Origin of the sequence: Polaribacter pacificus (assembly GCF_038024035.1) — a bacterium.
GTDB lineage: Bacteria > Bacteroidota > Bacteroidia > Flavobacteriales > Flavobacteriaceae > Polaribacter > Polaribacter pacificus.
Window position 1 is genome coordinate 2,179,763 of sequence record NZ_CP150664.1, and the last position, 18,091, is coordinate 2,197,853.

General features: G+C 36.1%; 16 protein-coding genes and 1 tRNA gene. 15 read left to right on the forward strand and 2 right to left on the reverse strand.

Annotated features, from left to right (window positions below):
• Positions 1 to 97 precede the first annotated feature (97 nt).
• From mraZ to WHC90_RS09975, 15 genes are all read left to right on the forward strand, one after another.
• Positions 98 to 565: a division/cell wall cluster transcriptional repressor MraZ gene (gene mraZ / locus WHC90_RS09905; protein ID WP_188598605.1), complete on the forward strand. Its 468-nt coding sequence runs from the start codon at positions 98 to 100 to the stop codon at positions 563 to 565.
• A complete protein-coding gene (gene rsmH / locus WHC90_RS09910) occupies positions 552 to 1,448 on the forward strand; it encodes a 16S rRNA (cytosine(1402)-N(4))-methyltransferase RsmH (RefSeq protein WP_188598315.1) in 897 nt (298 codons plus the stop codon). The genes mraZ and rsmH overlap by 14 nt, the downstream gene beginning before the upstream one ends.
• A 1-nt stretch (position 1,449) precedes the next feature.
• Positions 1,450 to 1,782, forward strand: a complete 333-nt coding sequence (locus WHC90_RS09915) for an FtsL-like putative cell division protein (protein ID WP_188598316.1) — start codon at positions 1,450 to 1,452, stop codon at positions 1,780 to 1,782.
• Between the two features lie 56 nt (positions 1,783 to 1,838).
• The gene (locus WHC90_RS09920; RefSeq protein WP_188598606.1) at positions 1,839 to 3,770 is read left to right on the forward strand and encodes a penicillin-binding protein; all 1,932 of its coding nucleotides are present in this window, start codon (positions 1,839 to 1,841) and stop codon (positions 3,768 to 3,770) included.
• Between the two features lie 5 nt (positions 3,771 to 3,775).
• Positions 3,776 to 5,236 carry a UDP-N-acetylmuramoyl-L-alanyl-D-glutamate--2,6-diaminopimelate ligase gene (locus WHC90_RS09925; RefSeq protein ID WP_188598317.1) on the forward strand — a complete coding sequence of 487 codons (1,461 nt, stop codon included), beginning with the start codon at positions 3,776 to 3,778 and terminating at the stop codon, positions 5,234 to 5,236.
• A gap of 1 nt (position 5,237) precedes the next feature.
• A complete protein-coding gene (mraY, locus tag WHC90_RS09930; protein WP_188598318.1) occupies positions 5,238 to 6,464 on the forward strand; it encodes a phospho-N-acetylmuramoyl-pentapeptide-transferase in 1,227 nt (408 codons plus the stop codon).
• Positions 6,465 to 7,802, forward strand: a complete 1,338-nt coding sequence (gene murD / locus WHC90_RS09935) for a UDP-N-acetylmuramoyl-L-alanine--D-glutamate ligase (protein WP_188598319.1) — start codon at positions 6,465 to 6,467, stop codon at positions 7,800 to 7,802.
• 11 nt (positions 7,803 to 7,813) lie between these two features.
• Entirely contained in the window at positions 7,814 to 9,001 is a 1,188-nt protein-coding gene (locus WHC90_RS09940) for an FtsW/RodA/SpoVE family cell cycle protein (protein ID WP_188598320.1), read from the forward strand.
• A 48-nt stretch (positions 9,002 to 9,049) separates the two neighbouring features.
• The gene (gene murG / locus WHC90_RS09945) at positions 9,050 to 10,144 is read left to right on the forward strand and encodes an undecaprenyldiphospho-muramoylpentapeptide beta-N-acetylglucosaminyltransferase (RefSeq protein ID WP_188598321.1); all 1,095 of its coding nucleotides are present in this window, start codon (positions 9,050 to 9,052) and stop codon (positions 10,142 to 10,144) included.
• A 33-nt stretch (positions 10,145 to 10,177) separates the two neighbouring features.
• Positions 10,178 to 11,524: a UDP-N-acetylmuramate--L-alanine ligase gene (gene murC / locus WHC90_RS09950; protein WP_229664900.1), complete on the forward strand. Its 1,347-nt coding sequence runs from the start codon at positions 10,178 to 10,180 to the stop codon at positions 11,522 to 11,524.
• Positions 11,525 to 12,244 carry a cell division protein FtsQ/DivIB gene (locus WHC90_RS09955; protein ID WP_229664901.1) on the forward strand — a complete coding sequence of 240 codons (720 nt, stop codon included), beginning with the start codon at positions 11,525 to 11,527 and terminating at the stop codon, positions 12,242 to 12,244.
• A gap of 8 nt (positions 12,245 to 12,252) precedes the next feature.
• Positions 12,253 to 13,608: a cell division protein FtsA gene (gene ftsA, locus WHC90_RS09960; protein ID WP_188598607.1), complete on the forward strand. Its 1,356-nt coding sequence runs from the start codon at positions 12,253 to 12,255 to the stop codon at positions 13,606 to 13,608.
• Positions 13,609 to 13,655: 47 nt separating this feature from the next.
• On the forward strand, positions 13,656 to 15,572 hold the full coding sequence (ftsZ, locus tag WHC90_RS09965) for a cell division protein FtsZ (RefSeq protein ID WP_188598322.1): 1,917 nt from the start codon (positions 13,656 to 13,658) through the stop codon (positions 15,570 to 15,572).
• A gap of 87 nt (positions 15,573 to 15,659) precedes the next feature.
• A complete protein-coding gene (locus WHC90_RS09970; RefSeq protein WP_188598323.1) occupies positions 15,660 to 16,112 on the forward strand; it encodes a GatB/YqeY domain-containing protein in 453 nt (150 codons plus the stop codon).
• 13 nt (positions 16,113 to 16,125) lie between these two features.
• Positions 16,126 to 16,199, forward strand: a tRNA-Arg gene (locus WHC90_RS09975).
• 608 nt (positions 16,200 to 16,807) lie between these two features.
• Here the strand turns inward: WHC90_RS09975 and WHC90_RS09980 are convergent.
• Both WHC90_RS09980 and WHC90_RS09985 read right to left on the reverse strand, forming a co-directional pair.
• A complete protein-coding gene (locus WHC90_RS09980; RefSeq protein WP_188598324.1) occupies positions 16,808 to 17,158 on the reverse strand; it encodes a DUF2200 domain-containing protein in 351 nt (116 codons plus the stop codon).
• Positions 17,159 to 17,167: 9 nt separating this feature from the next.
• Positions 17,168 to 18,052 carry a ChaN family lipoprotein gene (locus WHC90_RS09985; RefSeq protein ID WP_188598325.1) on the reverse strand — a complete coding sequence of 295 codons (885 nt, stop codon included), beginning with the start codon at positions 18,050 to 18,052 and terminating at the stop codon, positions 17,168 to 17,170.
• Positions 18,053 to 18,091: the final 39 nt, after the last annotated feature.

Consider the following 18,091-nt stretch of genomic DNA (forward strand, 5'->3'; position numbering starts at 1 on the left):
CCTGAAAACACAAAACTTATCAACAAAGTGGTAAAAAGTGGTAAAAAGTGGTAAAAAATTTATATTTTTGAAAAACAAATCCATAACAAACAACGTTTTGATAAACCTCATTGGTACATATGAAGCAAAGGCTGATGCTAAAGGGAGATTGATGATTTCATCAGCTCTCAAAAAGCAATTGCAAACTGTTTTGGCCGATGGTTTTGTGTTAAAGCGAAGTGTGTTTCAGCCATGTTTAGAATTATACCCAATGGCGGAGTGGAATTTGATGATGGAAAAAATTAACAAGCTTAACCGATTTGTAAAAAAGAACAATGATTTTATTCGAAGATTTACCGCAGGTGTAAAAACAGTAGAGTTGGATGCATCTGGTCGTTTGCTAATTCCGAAAGACTTATGTCATTTTGCAGGGATAGAAAAAGAGATCGTATTGTCTTCTGCGGTAAACATTGTTGAAATTTGGGATAAGGATAGTTATGAAAAAGTTATTGATGATGCAGCGTTAGATTTTGCAGCATTGGCAGAAGAAGTAATGGGTAATACCGAGGCAGATGAGTTATCATAATCCAGTATTGTTAGAAGAGAGTGTAAATGCATTGGCTATTAAGCCTGATGGCATTTATGTAGATGTTACGTTTGGAGGTGGTGGTCACTCTAGAGAGATTTTAAGTCAGTTGGGACCAAATGGGAAGTTGTTTGCTTTTGATCAGGATCCAGATGCTTGGGAGAATAAAATTGATGATGATCGTTTTGTTTTGATTGCAGAAAATTTTCGTCACATATCACGTTTTTTAAAGTTCTATAAAGTTAAAAAAGTAGACGGTATTTTGGCTGATTTAGGGGTTTCCTCTCATCAGTTTGATGTTGCAGAAAGAGGGTTTTCGACGCGGTTTGATGCAGATTTGGATATGAGAATGGATCAGAAATCGACCTTATCAGCAAAAAAAATCATCAATAAATATCCAGAAGATAGGCTTGCGGATATCTTATTTCAGTATGGAGAATTAAGAAATGCAAGAGCCTTAGCAAGAACCATTGTTGAAGCGAGAAGTGAGCAAGAGATTTTAACCAGTTCTCAATTGAAAGCTGTTTTAAAATTGCATTTGCCTACTGCAAAAGAACATAAAATATTAGCGCAGATTTTTCAGGCTGTGCGAATTGAAGTAAATCAAGAATTGGAAGTTTTAAAAGAGTTTTTAGAACAGACGCCAGATTTGTTAATGGAAGACGGGAGGTTAAGTGTAATTTCTTATCATTCTTTAGAAGACAGGTTGGTTAAAAGATTTATTCAAACTGGTTTATTTAGTGGCGAGCCCGAAAAAGATTTTTTTGGAAATATAACTGTTCCCTTGAAAAAAGTTGGGAAGTTGATCGTGCCTACCCTGGTAGAAATTAAACAGAACAATAGGGCTCGTAGTGCTAAATTAAGAGTTGCAACGCCAAAGTAAGATGAATGTAAGAGTCAAAAAGAACGTATACGATATTTTGAGAGGGAGTTTCCTTACAGATGCGTCTGCTTTTAAAAACTGGCGGATAATCATCTTTGTTGTGCTGCTTTTGCTGATCATGATTTCTAGCGGCCATCGAGTTGATGGAAAAGTTCAAAAAATTGCAACTTTAAACAAAGAGCAAAGAGAAGTTAGGGCAGAGTATATTGATACGAAAACCATATTGATGCGGATGAAAATGGAGTCTAATATCCGACAGCAAGTGAAGCTTAAAGGATTGGCGCCTTCAGAAACCTCACCAAAAAAAATAAAAATAACCTATAAAAAAGATTAGCCTTGTCAACCCAGAAAAAAAGCATATTAAACAAACTATACGTAGTCACTGCTTTAATGACGCTTTTTTTTGTGGTTTTATTTATCCGCGTTTTTAATATACAATATGTTCAAGGGGATGAATTGCGCGGGGAATCGAAAGCAAATACCATAAAGAATGACACTATTTTTTCTAACCGAGGCAATGTATATGCTGCGGATGGAAATTTGTTGGCTACTTCTATGTATAAGTATACGGTTCGAATGGATTTAATGTCTGTTCAGAAAAAAATATTCGATAGAGATTTGTCAGGATTGGCAAAGTCATTAGCCGATCTTTTAGGGAAAACACCAGCTTATTATAAAGAGAAACTGCAACTGGCAAGAAAACAAAAAAACAGGTACTTACTCATTGCTAGAGATTTGGGCTATATCGATTATGTAAAAATGAAGCAATTTCCAATTTTTAAGTTGGGTCCTTATCGTGGAGGTTTTATTACTGAGCAAAAAACAGTTCGGGTAAAGCCAATTGGAAAGATAGCAGAGAGAACCATTGGCTATGATGATTATAGAGGGGGAGCAGGAATCGAAGGAGCTTTTGCTGAATATTTAGAAGGTGAAAATGGTTGGCGATTAAAGCAGAAAATTGCCAAGGGGCAATGGAAGCCTATTAACAGCGGAAATGAAAAGGAGCCTATTGATGGGAGAGATGTTATTACGACGCTAGATGTTAATATTCAAGATATTACCCATCATGCTTTACTTCGTCAGTTGGAGTATTTTGAGGCGGATCACGGTTGTGCAATTGTTATGGAGACGGCTACAGGAGAAATTAAAGCCATAGCAAATTTGGGGAGAACCTCAGAAGGCACTTATTATGAAAAGAGAAATTATGCCATTTGGGAAACTCAAGAGCCAGGCTCAACGTTTAAACTAGCTAGTTTAATGGTGGCTTTAGAAGATAAGGTTATAGACACTTCTACGGTTGTTGATACAGAGCGAGGTATTTTAATGCTACACGGTAGTAAAGTTGAAGATTCTCACCGAGGTGGTTACGGAAAAATATCAGCAGGGCGAGTTATTGAAGTGTCGTCCAATGTTGGTATTGTAAAGTTAATAAGAGAACACTATGATGAGAATCCTCAAAAGTTTATCGATAAAATAAATTCTTTTGGATTAGGAAGTAAAATAGGATTGCCGATACAAGGAGAAGGCGCACCTTTTATTCCTTCACCAGCCAATAAAAAAGTATGGAATAAAATTTCATTAGAATGGATGGCATGGGGGTATGGGGTTTCATTTACACCATTACAGATGCTAACATTTTACAATGCAGTAGCCAATAATGGAGAAATGGTGAAGCCGCGTTTTATCAAAGAATTGAGAGTGCAGAATAAAACGGATGAGGTTTTTGAGAAAGAGGTGATGATTAAAAAGATAGCTAGCCAAGAAACCATTGATAAGGTAAGAAAGGTATTAGAAAATGTGGTTATTAAAGGAACAGCAGACAATATCTACTCTCCAAATTTTTCAATGGCAGGAAAAACTGGAACAGCCAAGAAAGCGGTAAACGGAGGCTATTCAAATCAACTTTATGTTGCTTCTTTTGCAGGGTTTTTTCCTGCAGATAATCCAAAGTATTCATGCATCGTAGTCATTCATGAACCAAAGAAAGAAAAGGGTTATTACGGAGCAACTGTGGCAGCACCAGTATTTAAAGAGATTGCTCAAAAAATTTACACCACCACGCCAGTTAATGTTCAGCAAGTAACTGATACGCCAAACTTTAAAGAGATCAATGAAGCATATGACTCTTATTATAAAAAAGAATTAGGCGAAGTTACTAAAGTTCCGAACGTTTATGGAATGTCTGGAATGGATGCAATTTCATTATTAGAAAACATGGGATTAAAAGTAAAGTTTTCTGGAACAGGTTCAGTTGTTAAGCAATCTAAAAGAAAAGGAGAGTCCTTTAAAAAAGGAGAAGTAATTATTTTGAAACTATCATAAAAGGAGTGAAAAATTTAAAAGACATATTGTATAAAATACCTTTAGAAGAAGTTCTTGGGACTACGGATAGAAACATACATCAGGTGGTGTTTGATTCGAGAAAAGTTGTGCAAGATGATCTTTTTGTAGCCATCAAAGGAACCTTGTCAGATGGGCATCTTTTTATCGAAAAGGCCATTGATTTAGGAGCTACGGCAGTTGTTTGTGAAGAATTACCAAAAGAAATAAACCCAAAGATTAGCTATATACAAGTAAAGGATTCTCATAGTGCATTGGCTGTTTTGGCTTCAAATTATTATGAAAATCCATCTTCAAAATTACAGCTAATTGGGGTGACAGGTACCAATGGAAAAACGACTATTGCAACCTTGTTGTATCAGTTGTTTCAGAAAGCAGGTTATAAAGTAGGGCTCCTATCTACTGTAAAAGTATTGGTAGATGACAAAGCCTATAAAACGACACATACCACTCCAGATTCAATGACCATTAATGGGTATTTGGATCAAATGGTGCAGACAGGGGTTCGCTATTGTTTTATGGAGGTTAGTTCTCATGGGATTGATCAAAAAAGAACACATGGTTTGCAGTTTTTTGGAGGTATTTTTACCAACCTAAGTCATGATCATTTAGATTATCACAAAACTTTTTTAGCTTATAGAGATGTTAAAAAAGCTTTTTTTGACGAGCTTCCATCAACTGCATTTGCCTTGGTAAACCTCGATGATAAAAATGGCGCTGTGATGTTGCAAAACACCAAGGCCATTAAAAAGACCTATGCATTAAAAACTATTGCTGATTTTAAGGCCAAGATTTTAGAAAAAAGCATGTCAGGATCACTATTGTCAATTGGCGGTACCGAGGTTTGGACCAGGCTTATAGGAACATTTAATGTTTATAATTTACTGGCCATAGTTGGTGCAGCCGAGTTGTGTGGTTTAGAGAAAATGGAAGTGCTGCGATTGCTTAGTGAATTGGAGAGTGTGAGTGGTCGTTTTCAATACCTTATAAAAAATGATGTTACCGCAATAGTTGATTATGCGCATACTCCAGATGCTTTAAAAAATGTACTCGAAACCATTGGCGGAATCAGAACGGGAAAAGAGCAAGTGTTTACGGTTGTTGGTTGTGGAGGTGATAGAGATAAAACCAAAAGACCTAAAATGGCGTTGATTGCAAGTCAATTAAGTGATCAGGTTATCCTTACCTCAGACAATCCACGAACAGAAGATCCACAGGTTATCCTCAATGAAATGGAGCGAGGAGTATCAGAAGATTTACTATTTAAAACACTGTCAATATTAGATAGAAAACAGGCAATTAAGACCGCTTGTAAGCTAGCTAAAAAAGGAGATATTATTTTAATTGCAGGGAAAGGGCATGAAAACTATCAAGAAATTAACGGAGAGCGTTTGCATTTTGATGATTTTGAAATTGTATCCGAATGTTTAACTCAACAACAAGCTTAATATGCTGTATTATTTATTTGAATATTTAGAAAGTCAATTTAATTTAACTGGGGCGAGTGTGTTTCAGTTTATCACATTTAGAGCAGCTTTGGCTTTTGTGTTTTCCTTGTTGATTTCTACCATTTTCGGAAAAAGAATCATCAAATATTTACAGCGTCAGCAAGTTGGTGAGACCATTAGAGATTTGGGTTTAGAAGGGCAAGTTCAAAAAGCTGGGACTCCAACTATGGGAGGGATTATTATTATTTTGGCAACCCTATTGCCTGTTATATTATTGGCCAAGCTAGAAAATATTTATGTCATTATTTTAATCATTACCACACTTTGGATGGGCTTTATCGGCTTTGTTGATGATTATATTAAAATATTTAAAAAAGATAAGGGAGGTTTAAAAGGAAAATTTAAAATTTTAGGACAAGTAGGGCTAGGGATTATTGTGGGCTCAATGCTGTATTTTCATCCAGAAGTGACTATTAAAGAACAGTTGCCTATAAGCGAGCAAATTGTGCAAGAAACAGGTAAGAAGCAAGTTTTTGGTGAAGCACACAAATCAACAAAAACAACCATCCCTTTTTTAAAAGACAATGAATTGGATTACTCTAAGGCCTTGAGTTTTTTAGGTGATGGTTATGAAAAATATGCCTGGGTTGTTTTTATCTTTTTTGTTGTGTTTATCGTTACAGGGGTTTCTAATGGAGCTAATTTAACAGATGGTATTGATGGATTGGCTGCAGGGTCCTCGGCGATAATCGTAATTACCTTGGCAATTTTTGCATGGGTCTCTGGAAATATCATTTTTGCTGATTATTTAGATGTCATGTACATCCCTAATTCTGGAGAAATGACTGTATTTATATTGGCATTTGCAGGGGCATTGATAGGGTTTTTATGGTACAATACCTATCCAGCTCAAGTATTTATGGGTGATACAGGAAGTTTAACCATCGGTGGTATTATCGCTGTGATTGCAATTGCAATTAGAAAAGAATTACTGTTAGTAATTCTTGCCGGAATTTTTGTAATAGAAAATCTCTCAGTGATTTTACAGGTATCCTATTTTAAATATACAAGAAAAAAGTATGGAGAAGGACGACGTATATTTAAGATGTCTCCTTTGCATCATCACTATCAAAAATCGGGATATCATGAAAGTAAAATTGTGACTCGCTTTTGGATTGTTGGAATTTTATTAGCTGTGTTGACTATTGTAACTCTGAAGTTGAGATAGATGGAAAGATTGGTCATTTTAGGCGGTGGAGAAAGTGGGGTAGGTACCGCTTTATTGGGGAAGCAAAAGGGCTATGATGTGTTTGTTTCTGATCAATCAGCAATAAAAACCAAGTACAAAGCTGTACTTGTAGAGAATGAAATTGCCTTTGAAGAAAATGGGCATAGTGAAGAAAAAATAATGAGTGCCAATTTGGTAATGAAGAGCCCCGGGATTCCGGATAGTGCTCCTTTGGTTCAAGCCTTGTTAACAAAGGGTATTTCTGTAATATCAGAGATAGAATTTGCTGCTAGGTATACCAAGGCAAGCATCGTTGGGGTTACAGGTTCAAATGGAAAGACCACAACCACATTGTTGTGTCATCATATTCTCAAAGCAGCAAATTTATCAGTAGGTGCTGCGGGAAATATCGGTGATAGTTTTGCGCAACAAGTGGCAGAAAATAAGTATGACGTCTATGTGTTAGAACTGAGTAGTTTTCAGTTGGATGGCATTGTGAAATTTGCTCCGCATATAGCGATTATAACAAACATAAGTCCAGATCATTTAGATCGATATGATTATGATTATAAAAAGTATATCGCGTCAAAATTTAGAATTACAGAAAATCAAACTGAAGAAGATTATTTAATCTATGATGCAGATGACATAGCCATTAAAGAATGGTTAGAAAATAATAAAACGAAAGCAAAACGAGTCCCATTTTCTCTTGAACAAAAATTGGAAAATGGAGCGTTTTTAAACGGAGATACTATAGAGATACATTTAAATACAGAAGAATTTAAAATGAGCACAACAAACTTAACATTAAAAGGAAAACACAATATAAAAAACGCGATGGCTTCGGCAATGGCAGCTCAATTGCTTAAGGTAAGAAAGCAAACCATTAAGGAGAGTATGTCAAGTTTTGAAGGGGCAGAACATCGTTTAGAGACGGTTCAAAAAGTTAGAGAGGTGCTCTATATTAATGATTCTAAAGCAACCAACGTAAATGCAACTTTTTACGCTTTGGAATGCATGGACAATCCAACCGTTTGGATCGTTGGAGGAGTGGATAAAGGAAACGATTATACTGATCTATTGCCATTGGTACGAGAAAAGGTAAAAGCCATTGTTTGTTTAGGTGTTGATAATCAAAAAATCATAAGCACTTTTAATAATGTGGTTGATGTCATCGTAGAAACTGCTGGGGCAGAAGAAGCGGTAAAAGTGGCCGCTAAAATTGCCAGCAAAGGAGATAGTGTTTTATTGTCGCCTGCTTGTGCAAGTTTTGATTTGTTTGATAATTATGAAGACAGAGGAAGACAATTTAAAAAAGCAGTTCGAACCTTATTGTAAGATTAAAAACTATGGGTGGATTAATTAAACATATAAAAGGAGATAGGACCATCTGGTCTATCGTGGCTATTCTAGCCATCTTTTCTTTTATGCCTGTCTACAGCGCAAGTACAAACTTGGTTTATGTTGTTGGCTCAGGGTCTACTTTTGGTTATTTGATTAAACACTTGGTCTTGTTATTAATGGGCTTTGTGATTATATATGGGGTGCATAAAATACCCTATCGATATTTTAGTGGAGGCTCGGTTTTGATGCTGCCTGTGGTTATAATCTTGTTGATTTTTACACTTTCTCAAGGAACTACAATTGGAGGAGCAAATGCTAGTAGATGGATTAAGATACCTTTTGTAGGTATTGGTTTTCAAACATCAACTTTGGCAGGGCTAATATTAATGGTATATGTAGCTAGATATTTAGCAAGACACAAAGAAAAAGAGATTGTGTTTAAAGAGAGTTTGTTGCAGTTATGGTTGCCGATAGCCTTGGTTTTGGCGCTTATTTTGCCAGCCAATTTTTCTACGACAGCGATTATTTTTAGTATGATTATGCTCTTGTGTTTTATTGGAGGGTATCCTTTAAAATACATAGGATATATTATTGGAATGGGCTTGGCCGGACTGATGTTATTTATCTTAATAGCAAAAGCCTTTCCAGATGCCATGAGTAATCGAGTTCAGACTTGGGAAAACAGAATTGAAAGCTTTTCAAAGGCTGATGGTGTAGAAGGCTATCAAGTTAAAAAGGCAAAAATAGCCATTGCTACTGGCGGTTTAATTGGATTAGGACCAGGAAAAAGTGTTCAAAAAAACTTTTTACCCCAATCTTCATCCGATTTTATTTACGCAATTATCATTGAAGAATTTGGGCTTGTAGGAGCATTTGTCGTGATTTTTATTTATTTTTTATTGCTCTTCAGAATTGTGATAGCAGCAAAAAAAGCCAGGACGATTTTTGCATCATTGTTGGTGATTGGAGTGGGTTTGCCGATCGTTTTTCAGGCAATTATTAATATGGCTGTGGCCAGTAATTTATTTCCAGTAACTGGGCAAACCTTGCCATTGATAAGTAGTGGGGGAACCTCTATTTGGATGACCTGTTTTGCTTTGGGGATGATTCTAAGTGTAAGTGCATCAAAAGATGAAACAGAAGAAACAATTTTGGATGACAATCCTTTAAATATATTACATGAAACCCTATAAAGAAAATTAGGTAGCAAAAACAAGAATATTAGAATCAATATCATTTGTATGGAACAACAAATTAACATTTTGATTAGCGGTGGTGGTACAGGAGGACATATCTATCCTGCAATTGCCATTGCCAATGAATTAAAGTTGAGGTATCCTGAAGCTAATTTTCTATTTGTCGGAGCTAAAGATAAAATGGAAATGGAAAAAGTTCCGCAGGCAGGTTATGCTATTGAAGGTTTGTGGATCTCTGGAATCCAACGCAAAAAAGTACTTCAAAACCTATCGTTTCCATTTAAGCTAATCAGTAGTTTGTTTAGAGCGAGAACGCTAATTAAAAAGTTTAAACCTACCGTTGCAATTGGGACAGGTGGTTTTGCAAGTGGTCCGACATTGTATATGGCGCGACTTATGGGAGTTCCAACGCTGATTCAAGAACAGAACTCATATCCAGGAATCACCAATAAACTCTTGGGTAAAAAAGCAGACAAAATCTGTGTTGCTTACAATAACTTAGAGCGTTTTTTTCCAGCAAGCAAAATTCTTAAAACGGGGAATCCTGTTCGGCAAGATTTACTGTCAATTTACAGTAAAAAAGAAGAAGGAAAAGACTTTTTTAATTTAAACAATAGCCAAAAAACAGTCCTGGTTTTGGGAGGCAGTTTAGGGGCTCGTAGAATCAATCAATTAATAGAGAGTCAGTTGAGTTTTTTTGATAGTCAGCAGGTGCAAGTTCTTTGGCAGTGTGGTAAATTGTATGTGGATGAGTATAAAAAATACAATGAAAATAAATCTGTGCAGGTACACGCGTATTTAAATAGAATGGATTTGGCTTATGCAGCAGCAGATTTTATCATTTCGAGGGCTGGAGCAAGTTCTGTTTCAGAATTGTGTATTGTTGGGAAGCCTACAATTTTTATTCCATCTCCAAATGTGGCAGAGGATCATCAGACTAAAAATGCTCAGGCAATAGAAGACAAGCATGGGGCAATAACAATTAAAGAAGCAGAATTGAGCAATTTTCCAATTGTTTTTGAAACGCTGTTAAAAGACAAAGGAAAGCAAGAGAGTTTAAGTGAAAATATTCATGAGCTGGCTTTGCCAAATGCGACCAGTGATATTGTGAATGAAATTGAAAAATTAATTAAAAAATAAGAAGAGCTATTCATAGGCTTAAGAGTGTTAGAAATGAATTTAAAAAACATCCATAATGTTTATTTTATCGGTGCAGGCGGCATTGGCATGAGTGCCCTTGCTCGTTATTTTGCTGCGCAGGGAAAACAAGTTGCGGGTTATGATAAAACAAGTTCAGAAATCACAGAATCTTTAGCGCTTTTAGGGGTTAAAATCCATTTTGATGATGCAGTAGCCAATATTCCAATTTCTTTTCTAGATAGCAAAGAAACTTTGGTAGTGTATACGCCTGCAATTTCAAAAGACAATCTTGAATTGGGTTATTTTATGTCGATGGGATACGCTGTTTTAAAGCGATCAGAAGTCCTTGGGATTATTACAAAGAACTCATTTTGTTTGGCTGTAGCTGGGACTCACGGAAAGACCACTACCTCTTCTATTTTAGGGCATATTATGCAGCCGAGTGGTGCAACTGCTTTTTTAGGAGGTATATCTGAAAATTATCAATCAAATTTAATTTTGGGGGCAGATAAGCTCAGTGTGGTTGAGGCAGATGAGTTTGATCGTTCATTTTTACAATTGGCGCCAAACATTGCTTGTATAACGTCTATGGATGCCGATCATCTGGATATTTATAAAAATCCAGAAGCCTTAAATACATCTTTTGTAGATTTTTCAAACAAAGTAACAGATACCTTAATCGTTGCAAAAGGATTGCCAATTAAAGGTTTAACCTATGCTATTGATGAAGAATCTGATTACAGAGCTTTTCATGTGCGAATCGAAAATGGGGCTTATGTATTTGATGTACAAACACCAACAGAATTAATTTGCGATGTTACGTTTTATTTGCCGGGTAGGCACAATATAATGAATGCTCTAGCCGCTTTGGCCATGGCAGATGTTTATGGTATTCCTCTACAGCAAATTAAAGCTTCTTTAGCAAGTTTTAAGGGGGTAAGAAGAAGGTTCTCATATGCAATCAAAACGGATGATTTGGTTTTGATTGATGATTATGCACATCATCCAACAGAAATAAAAGCCGTTGCTAAAGCAGTGCGAGAACTGTACCCAGAAGAAAAAGTAACCTGTGTTTTTCAGCCTCACTTATTTAGCAGAACCAGAGATTTTATTGATGATTTTGCAATCGCTTTATCTCAATTTGACAAGCTTTTGTTATTGGATATTTATCCAGCAAGAGAAGAGCCAATAGCGGGCGTAAATTCAGATTGGTTATTAGAGAAAGTTAGTTTGAATGATAAAAAAATAGTGGCTAAAAAAGATCTTTTGCCAGAGTTGAAAAAAGACGATTCAAAGATAGTAGTGATGCTTGGAGCAGGAGATATAGGTGTTTTAATTACAGAAGCTGCGAATGCGCTTCAAAAAAAAGAAATAATCTAGATGAAAAAGGCTTTAAGTTATATTGTTTTTGTCTTGCTTTTTACAAGTTTGATTTTTTTGTTCGGCTTTTCTTCTCGAAGAAATTCAGAAAAGAAAGTGAAGCAAATTTCGATTGAATTTGCAGATGGATTTAAAGAATTTTTAACTCAAGAAATGGTTGATAAATTGTTAATACAAAATCAGGAACCTGTTCAAAACAAAGCAAAATCTATCATAGATTTACAAGAGATAGAACATACAGTAGTTTCTAACCCGTTTATTGAGAGCGCCAGTGTGTATTTAACAATCGATGGCTTGTTAAAAGCACGCGTAAAACAGCGCACTCCTATTGCTCGGGTTTATTCGGGTGGTGATATGTATTATCTTGATAAAGAAGGGGTGAGAGTGCCCTTGTCTAATCATTATTCTGCAAGAGTTCTTCTGGTAACAGGTCAATTTGAAGCAGAAGATGATCAAGAAATTAAAAGCTTTGTTCAGCGAATTTTAGCAGATGATTTTTTGAAAAAAGAAATCATAGGTCTGCATAAAACGCAGAAAAATGAGTGGGTGTTAGACACTCGAATCGGAAATCAAAAGATCGAGTTTGGCTCTTTAGAGAGAATTTCAGTAAAATTTAAAAAGCTAAAAGCGTTTTACAATACAACCTTTGAAGATCAAACGATCAATAAGTATCGAACAATAAATTTAAAATATCACAACCAAGTTGTGTGCACAAAATAATTACAGCAATGGAGAACAATAAAATATCAGTTGGTTTAGATATTGGAACAACCAAGATTGTTGCCATGATTGGACGTAAAAACGAGTACAACAAGTTAGAGATTTTGGGTATTGGTAAGGCTAAAAGCTTGGGTGTAAAACGTGGGGTAGTAAGTAATATTACCCAAACTATTCAATCAATACAGCAAGCTGTCGAGGAGGCAGAAAGTGTTTCTGGTCATAAAATTGAAGAGGTTGTGGTTGGAATTGCAGGACAGCATATCCGTAGTTTACATCACAGTGATTATATCACCAGAGAGAACTCAGATGAAGTTATTGATGAAGCTGATATAGATAATTTGGTTAATCAAGTACACAAATTAGTGATGTTGCCTGGAGAAGAAATAATCCATGTATTACCTCAGGAGTTTAAAGTAGATAGTCAGGGTGAAATTAAAGAACCAGTAGGGATGTATGGAGGCCGACTAGAGGCTAATTTCCATGTAGTAGTGGGGCAAGTTTCATCAATTCGAAATATTGGAAGATGTGTAAAAAGCGCAGGTTTAGATCTTTTTAAAATTACTCTAGAACCTTTGGCATCAGCCGCGGCTGTTTTGAGTCAAGAAGAAAAAGAAGCAGGTGTTGCTTTGATTGATATAGGAGGAGGAACTACAGATTTGGCTATTTTTAAAGATGGAATTATTAGACATACGGCTGTTATTCCATTTGGAGGAAATGTCATAACAGAAGATATTAAAGAGGGCTGTTCAATTATTGAAAAGCAAGCAGAATTGTTAAAGATTAAGTTTGGATCAGCTTGGCCAGGTGAAAATAAAGAAACAGAAATAGTTTCGATACCTGGATTGAGAGGTAGAGAGCCTAAAGAAATTACTTTAAAAAATCTCTCTAAAATAATTCATGCACGAGTTCAAGAAATTATTGAGCATGTTTATTTAGAAATTAAGAATTACGGACATGAAACCGCAAAAGGGAAACTTATTGGTGGGATTGTGTTAACTGGTGGTGGAGCGCAGCTAAAACACTTACGTCAATTAGTTGAGTATATTACTGGAATGGATGCTAGAATAGGTTATCCTAATGAACATTTGGCGGGAGATTCTGATGATGCTTTGTCTAGCCCAGCATATGCGACAGCAGTTGGATTGTTAATGGAAGGCTTAGAAAAAGGAACCAAGCAACAGCAAGAAGAAGATGCCTTAAAAGCAGCAGAAGAAGCTTTGGCTGAAGAAGAAAATGAACTTGCTGATACAGATCAAAAAGAAGTAGAAAAACAGGTGTCAGAAGAGCCTTCTAAACCTAGAGGGAAATCATTTTTTGACAAATTTACTGAGCGGTTTAAAGATTTTTTAGACAACGCTGAGTAAAAGATAAAGAACAGATAGTATAATCACATTAAAAGAATAGAATAATTATGAGCGAAGAATTTGACAGCATTTCATTCGACATGCCAAAATCACAATCCAATGCCATTAAGGTAATTGGTGTCGGAGGTGGAGGTAGCAATGCCGTAAATCACATGTTCCAACAAGATATTAGAGGAGTAGATTTTGTGATTTGTAACACAGATGCCCAGGCCTTAGAAAATAGTCCAGTACCTAATAAAATTCAATTAGGAGCTGATCTAACTTCGGGATTAGGTGCGGGTGCAAATCCAGAAATTGGAGAAAAAGCAGCCGAAGAAAGCATAAAAGAGATTCAGCAAATGTTAAGCACTCAGACCAAGATGGTTTTTATCACTGCAGGAATGGGTGGAGGTACCGGTACAGGAGCTGCTCCAATTATTGCTAAAATAGCCAAAGACATGGATATTTTAACGGTAGGAATCGTTACCATGCCTTTTCAATTTGAAGGAAGAATGCGCTCAAAGCAAGCGCAAATTGGGATTGATACGCTTCGTGATAATGTAGATTCTTTAATCGTGATTAACAATAACAAACTAAGAGAAGTTTATGGAAATCTTGGTTTTAAAGCTGGTTTTTCTAAAGCAGATGAGGTCTTGTCAACCGCAGCTAGAGGAATTGCAGAAGTAATTACACATCACTATAAGCAAAATATAGATTTACACGATGCAAAGACAGTACTATCTAACAGTGGAACTGCTATTATGGGTTCTGCAAAAGAAGATGGTAAAACACGTGCTAAAAATGCGATTATCAAAGCCTTGGATTCTCCATTGTTAAATGACAATAAAATTACTGGTGCAAAGAATGTGCTGTTGTTGATTGTGTCTGGAGTAAATGAGGTTACCTTAGATGAAATAGGAGAAATTAATGACCACATCCAAATAGAAGCAGGTTATGATGCAAACATCATTATGGGTATTGGAGAGGATGATTCTCTTGGAGATGCCATTTCTGTTACTGTTGTGGCTACTGGTTTTGCAGCAGATCAACAAGGGGCGATTACCAATACAGAAGTTAGAAAAATTATTCATACACTAGAAGACGAGCAAAAAGCAACCTACGATTTTTCTGAGACTTCAGTTCAAAAATCCTCTTTATTAGATGAGCCGATTAGCAGTTTGCCAACCAAAGAGAAAATTGTACATGTATTAGAAGAAGAAGTTGAAGAGCCAAGAGAGCCTTTAGTTGCTACAACAGCAGCTATAGAAAATATTGATGTTGTTTTTGAAGAGATTTCTGTTGATACAGTATCAGAAGATGATTTTATTATCACAGATGCAATTCCGCAAGTAGAGAATACTCCTGAGATAAAGGAAGAGGAGCCTGTGCAATTGCAAGCAGATTTATTATTTGATTTGCCTTTAAATAGCTATGAAGAAATTAAGGCAGAGCCAAAAGAAATAAAACGCTTTGATTTGTCTATTGACGATGTAAATGATATTGAGGTGCACGATGCTATAGAAATAGTTGCCAAGAAAACTGAAGTAGTTGAAAAGCGTTATGTCTTAGAAGATTTTGACTCACAACCTACGATCGGAAAAAGTTCTACCCCAAAACAAACCAAAGAACTTGTTTTGGAAGAAGAAGAGATGAACTTTGAGGTAAAAACCAAAGAGGTTCCAAATGTAAATGAGATTGAAACAATTTCTGATGAGATCTCTCCTTTAAGTTTGACAATTTCTGAGTTAGAGAAGACTGCAGAAATGAGAAAGCAAAAAATGAAAGGATTTAACTATAAGTTTTCAGATCAGGTTCATAAGAATATTGATGAGATTGAGCGCCAACCAGCATATAAGAGATTGGGTGTAGATTTGGATGAGGTTAACTCTGATCTAAGCAAATCTAGAACCACGTTAAGTACTGATGCAAGTGATGAAGTTCAGTTAAGATCAAATAATTCTTTTTTACACGATAATGTAGATTAGTAAAGAAATAATAGCCAATAAACTTTAAAAATTCCTGAGAAATCAGGAATTTTTTATGTGTATATTTGCAATATAAAAACACAAAACATGAGTTTGCAAACCCAATTAATGGATCAAATGAAAACGGCAATGAAAGCCAAGGATACTGTTGCTTTACAAGCTTTGAGAGCTGTAAAGTCTGCTATTTTATTAGCAAAAACAGAGTCTGGTGCTACAGAAGAATTGACCGAAGAACAGGAGTTGAAAATTCTACAGAAACAAGTTAAACAAAGAAAGGATAGTGCAGCTGTATATGTAGAACAAGGTCGTGAAGACTTAGCTAAACCAGAATTGGAAGAAGCAGCTATTATCGAACAATTTTTACCAGAAGCACTTTCTGAAGAAGCTATTGAAGCAGTTGTAATTGCAACGATTCAAAAGACAGGTGCAGAAGGCATGAAAGATATGGGTAAAGTAATGGGTATGGTCTCTAAAGAATTAGCAGGACAAGCCGATGGAAAAACCATTTCTACCTTGGTTAAAAAGAATTTAGCCTCATAAAAATAAATTTACTGGCTCCGTAGTTCAACTGAATAGAATATCAGATTTCGGCTCTGAGGGTTGCAGGTTTGAATCCTGCCGGAGTCACAATAAAACAAAAAACCAGACGTCAAATCAAGCTCGCTTGAATTTGTAAGTCTGGTTTTTTGTTTTTCAAAACGGACGCCAAAGGATCAACGACCGAAGGGAGTTAATCCTAGTCCGTTTTGATATTGAGATGTGTTTGCGGACACCAAAGGATCAACGACCGAAGGGAGTTAATCCTAGTCCGTTTTGATATTGAGATGTGTTTGCGGACGCCAAAGGATCAACGACCGAAGGGAGTTAATCCTAGTCCGTTTTGATATTGAGATGTGTTTGCGGACACCAAAGGATCAACGACCGAAGGGAGTTAATCCTAGTCCGTTTTGATATTGAGATGTGTTTGCGGACGCCAAAGGATCAACGACCGAAGGGAGTTAATCCTAGTTCGTTTTGATATTGAGATGTGTTTGCGGACGCCAAAGGATCAACGACCGAAGGGAGTTAATCCTAGTTCGTTTTGATATTGAGATGTGTTTACGGACGCCAAAGGATCAACGACCGAAGGGAGTTAATCCTAGTCCGTTTTGATCTAGACCATTTTAATTTATTAAAATGGTCTATGTAACCCGTATGAAACTAGTACTATACCCAAGAAATTTCTACAGCGTATTTTAACCCCTTAAAATCTTCTCTATTTTTCTTCCTCTAGCCAATTCATCAATAAGTTTGTCTAGATATCGAATCTTTTGCATTAAAGGATCTTCTATTTCTTCTACCCGGTGGCCACAAATCACCCCCGTTATTTTAGACACATTCGTATTGATTTGAGGACACTGATCAAAGAAGTTTTCAAAATCAGTTTTTGCATCTAAATGTTTTTGCAGCTTCTCTTGATCGTAACCAGTAAGCCAGCAAATAATTAAATCTACTTCTTCTTTAGTTCGACCCTTTTTCTCGGCCTTTTCTACATAGTGAGGATAGACACCTGCAAAAGAGGTGGTGAAGATTCTATGTTTTTTCATTTAGCTAACTTATCTTTTTGTCTGTGTCATTGAGTCTGCAACTACAATGGTGTAATTTGAGATTGTTGCTTTTTCTTCATCGGTCATTTTATCCCACTCTGCTTGCATTACTGTTGTTATTGATCCTATTTTTAAGCCAGGTTTTATTTTGTTAATCCACCAGATGATTCCTTGATTGTAATTAGAATGGTAAGAACCTTCAAAATGTAATAATAAATCTCCTTCGCTAAAATTCTTTAATGAAAAATAAGCCATAGTAGCGTCTTTTGCAGCTTGTGCCGTTTGAATGTTTAACATGTTTGGTGGTACATGACCTCCCATTTTGCTAGCCATTTCTGCATAGGCTTTTACTGTTGGATCAAAAAGATTTTCTAAGTCTGGACCAATTAAAGCCAATGCTTCTGGGCTTAATTCTTTTAAGGCACCCATTCCTTTTTTATTGATCATGGCAGCATACCTTCTCGGGATATTCGTTGCGATAAAACGCAATTGTTTTTCTTTAGCAAATTCAACAAGAGGTTTGTAGTCTGTTTGATAATTCCCCCATAATTGGGTGATTTCTGGAAGCATTTTGCTTTCGTCGTAAAAGCCAGCTAAGTATTCATTTAAAACTAATTGATTGCCGCTTTCAAACATTTCTGCACCAAAAAATAATTTCTCTCCTTTTAGTTCGTGAAAACTTTTGGCCATTTCTATCTGCAACCAATGAGAAATTGGGTTGGTGTGGTATTCCCCAAAAAAGACCATGTCATTTTTAGCAAGATCTTTAATCATTTTTTGGTATTTAACTTGCTTTCCTTTTTGATTGAACAATTGATAGGCCGGTTTGTCTTGAGCAAAAGATGAGCTCATAAAAGTCAATAGTAGGATACTTGTGTATAGAATACGCTGCATGATTTTTGTTTTTTAAAGATTGAAGTTTGGTTACAGAAT

Excerpts from the sequence above, each read along its gene's own strand:
- rsmH (WP_188598315.1), top strand. The coding sequence starts at position 552 with ATGAGTTATCATAATCCAGTATTGTTAGAAGAGAGTGTAAATGCATTG.
- WHC90_RS09915 (WP_188598316.1), top strand. The coding sequence starts at position 1,450 with ATGAATGTAAGAGTCAAAAAGAACGTATACGATATTTTGAGAGGGAGT.
- WHC90_RS09920 (WP_188598606.1), top strand. The coding sequence starts at position 1,839 with ATGACGCTTTTTTTTGTGGTTTTATTTATCCGCGTTTTTAATATACAA.
- mraY (WP_188598318.1), top strand. The coding sequence starts at position 5,238 with ATGCTGTATTATTTATTTGAATATTTAGAAAGTCAATTTAATTTAACT.
- murD (WP_188598319.1), top strand. The coding sequence starts at position 6,465 with ATGGAAAGATTGGTCATTTTAGGCGGTGGAGAAAGTGGGGTAGGTACC.
- WHC90_RS09940 (WP_188598320.1), top strand. The coding sequence starts at position 7,814 with ATGGGTGGATTAATTAAACATATAAAAGGAGATAGGACCATCTGGTCT.
- murG (WP_188598321.1), top strand. The coding sequence starts at position 9,050 with ATGGAACAACAAATTAACATTTTGATTAGCGGTGGTGGTACAGGAGGA.
- murC (WP_229664900.1), top strand. The coding sequence starts at position 10,178 with ATGAATTTAAAAAACATCCATAATGTTTATTTTATCGGTGCAGGCGGC.
- WHC90_RS09955 (WP_229664901.1), top strand. The coding sequence starts at position 11,525 with ATGAAAAAGGCTTTAAGTTATATTGTTTTTGTCTTGCTTTTTACAAGT.
- ftsA (WP_188598607.1), top strand. The coding sequence starts at position 12,253 with ATGGAGAACAATAAAATATCAGTTGGTTTAGATATTGGAACAACCAAG.
- ftsZ (WP_188598322.1), top strand. The coding sequence starts at position 13,656 with ATGAGCGAAGAATTTGACAGCATTTCATTCGACATGCCAAAATCACAA.
- WHC90_RS09970 (WP_188598323.1), top strand. The coding sequence starts at position 15,660 with ATGAGTTTGCAAACCCAATTAATGGATCAAATGAAAACGGCAATGAAA.
- WHC90_RS09980 (WP_188598324.1), bottom strand. The coding sequence starts at position 17,158 with ATGAAAAAACATAGAATCTTCACCACCTCTTTTGCAGGTGTCTATCCT.
- WHC90_RS09985 (WP_188598325.1), bottom strand. The coding sequence starts at position 18,052 with ATGCAGCGTATTCTATACACAAGTATCCTACTATTGACTTTTATGAGC.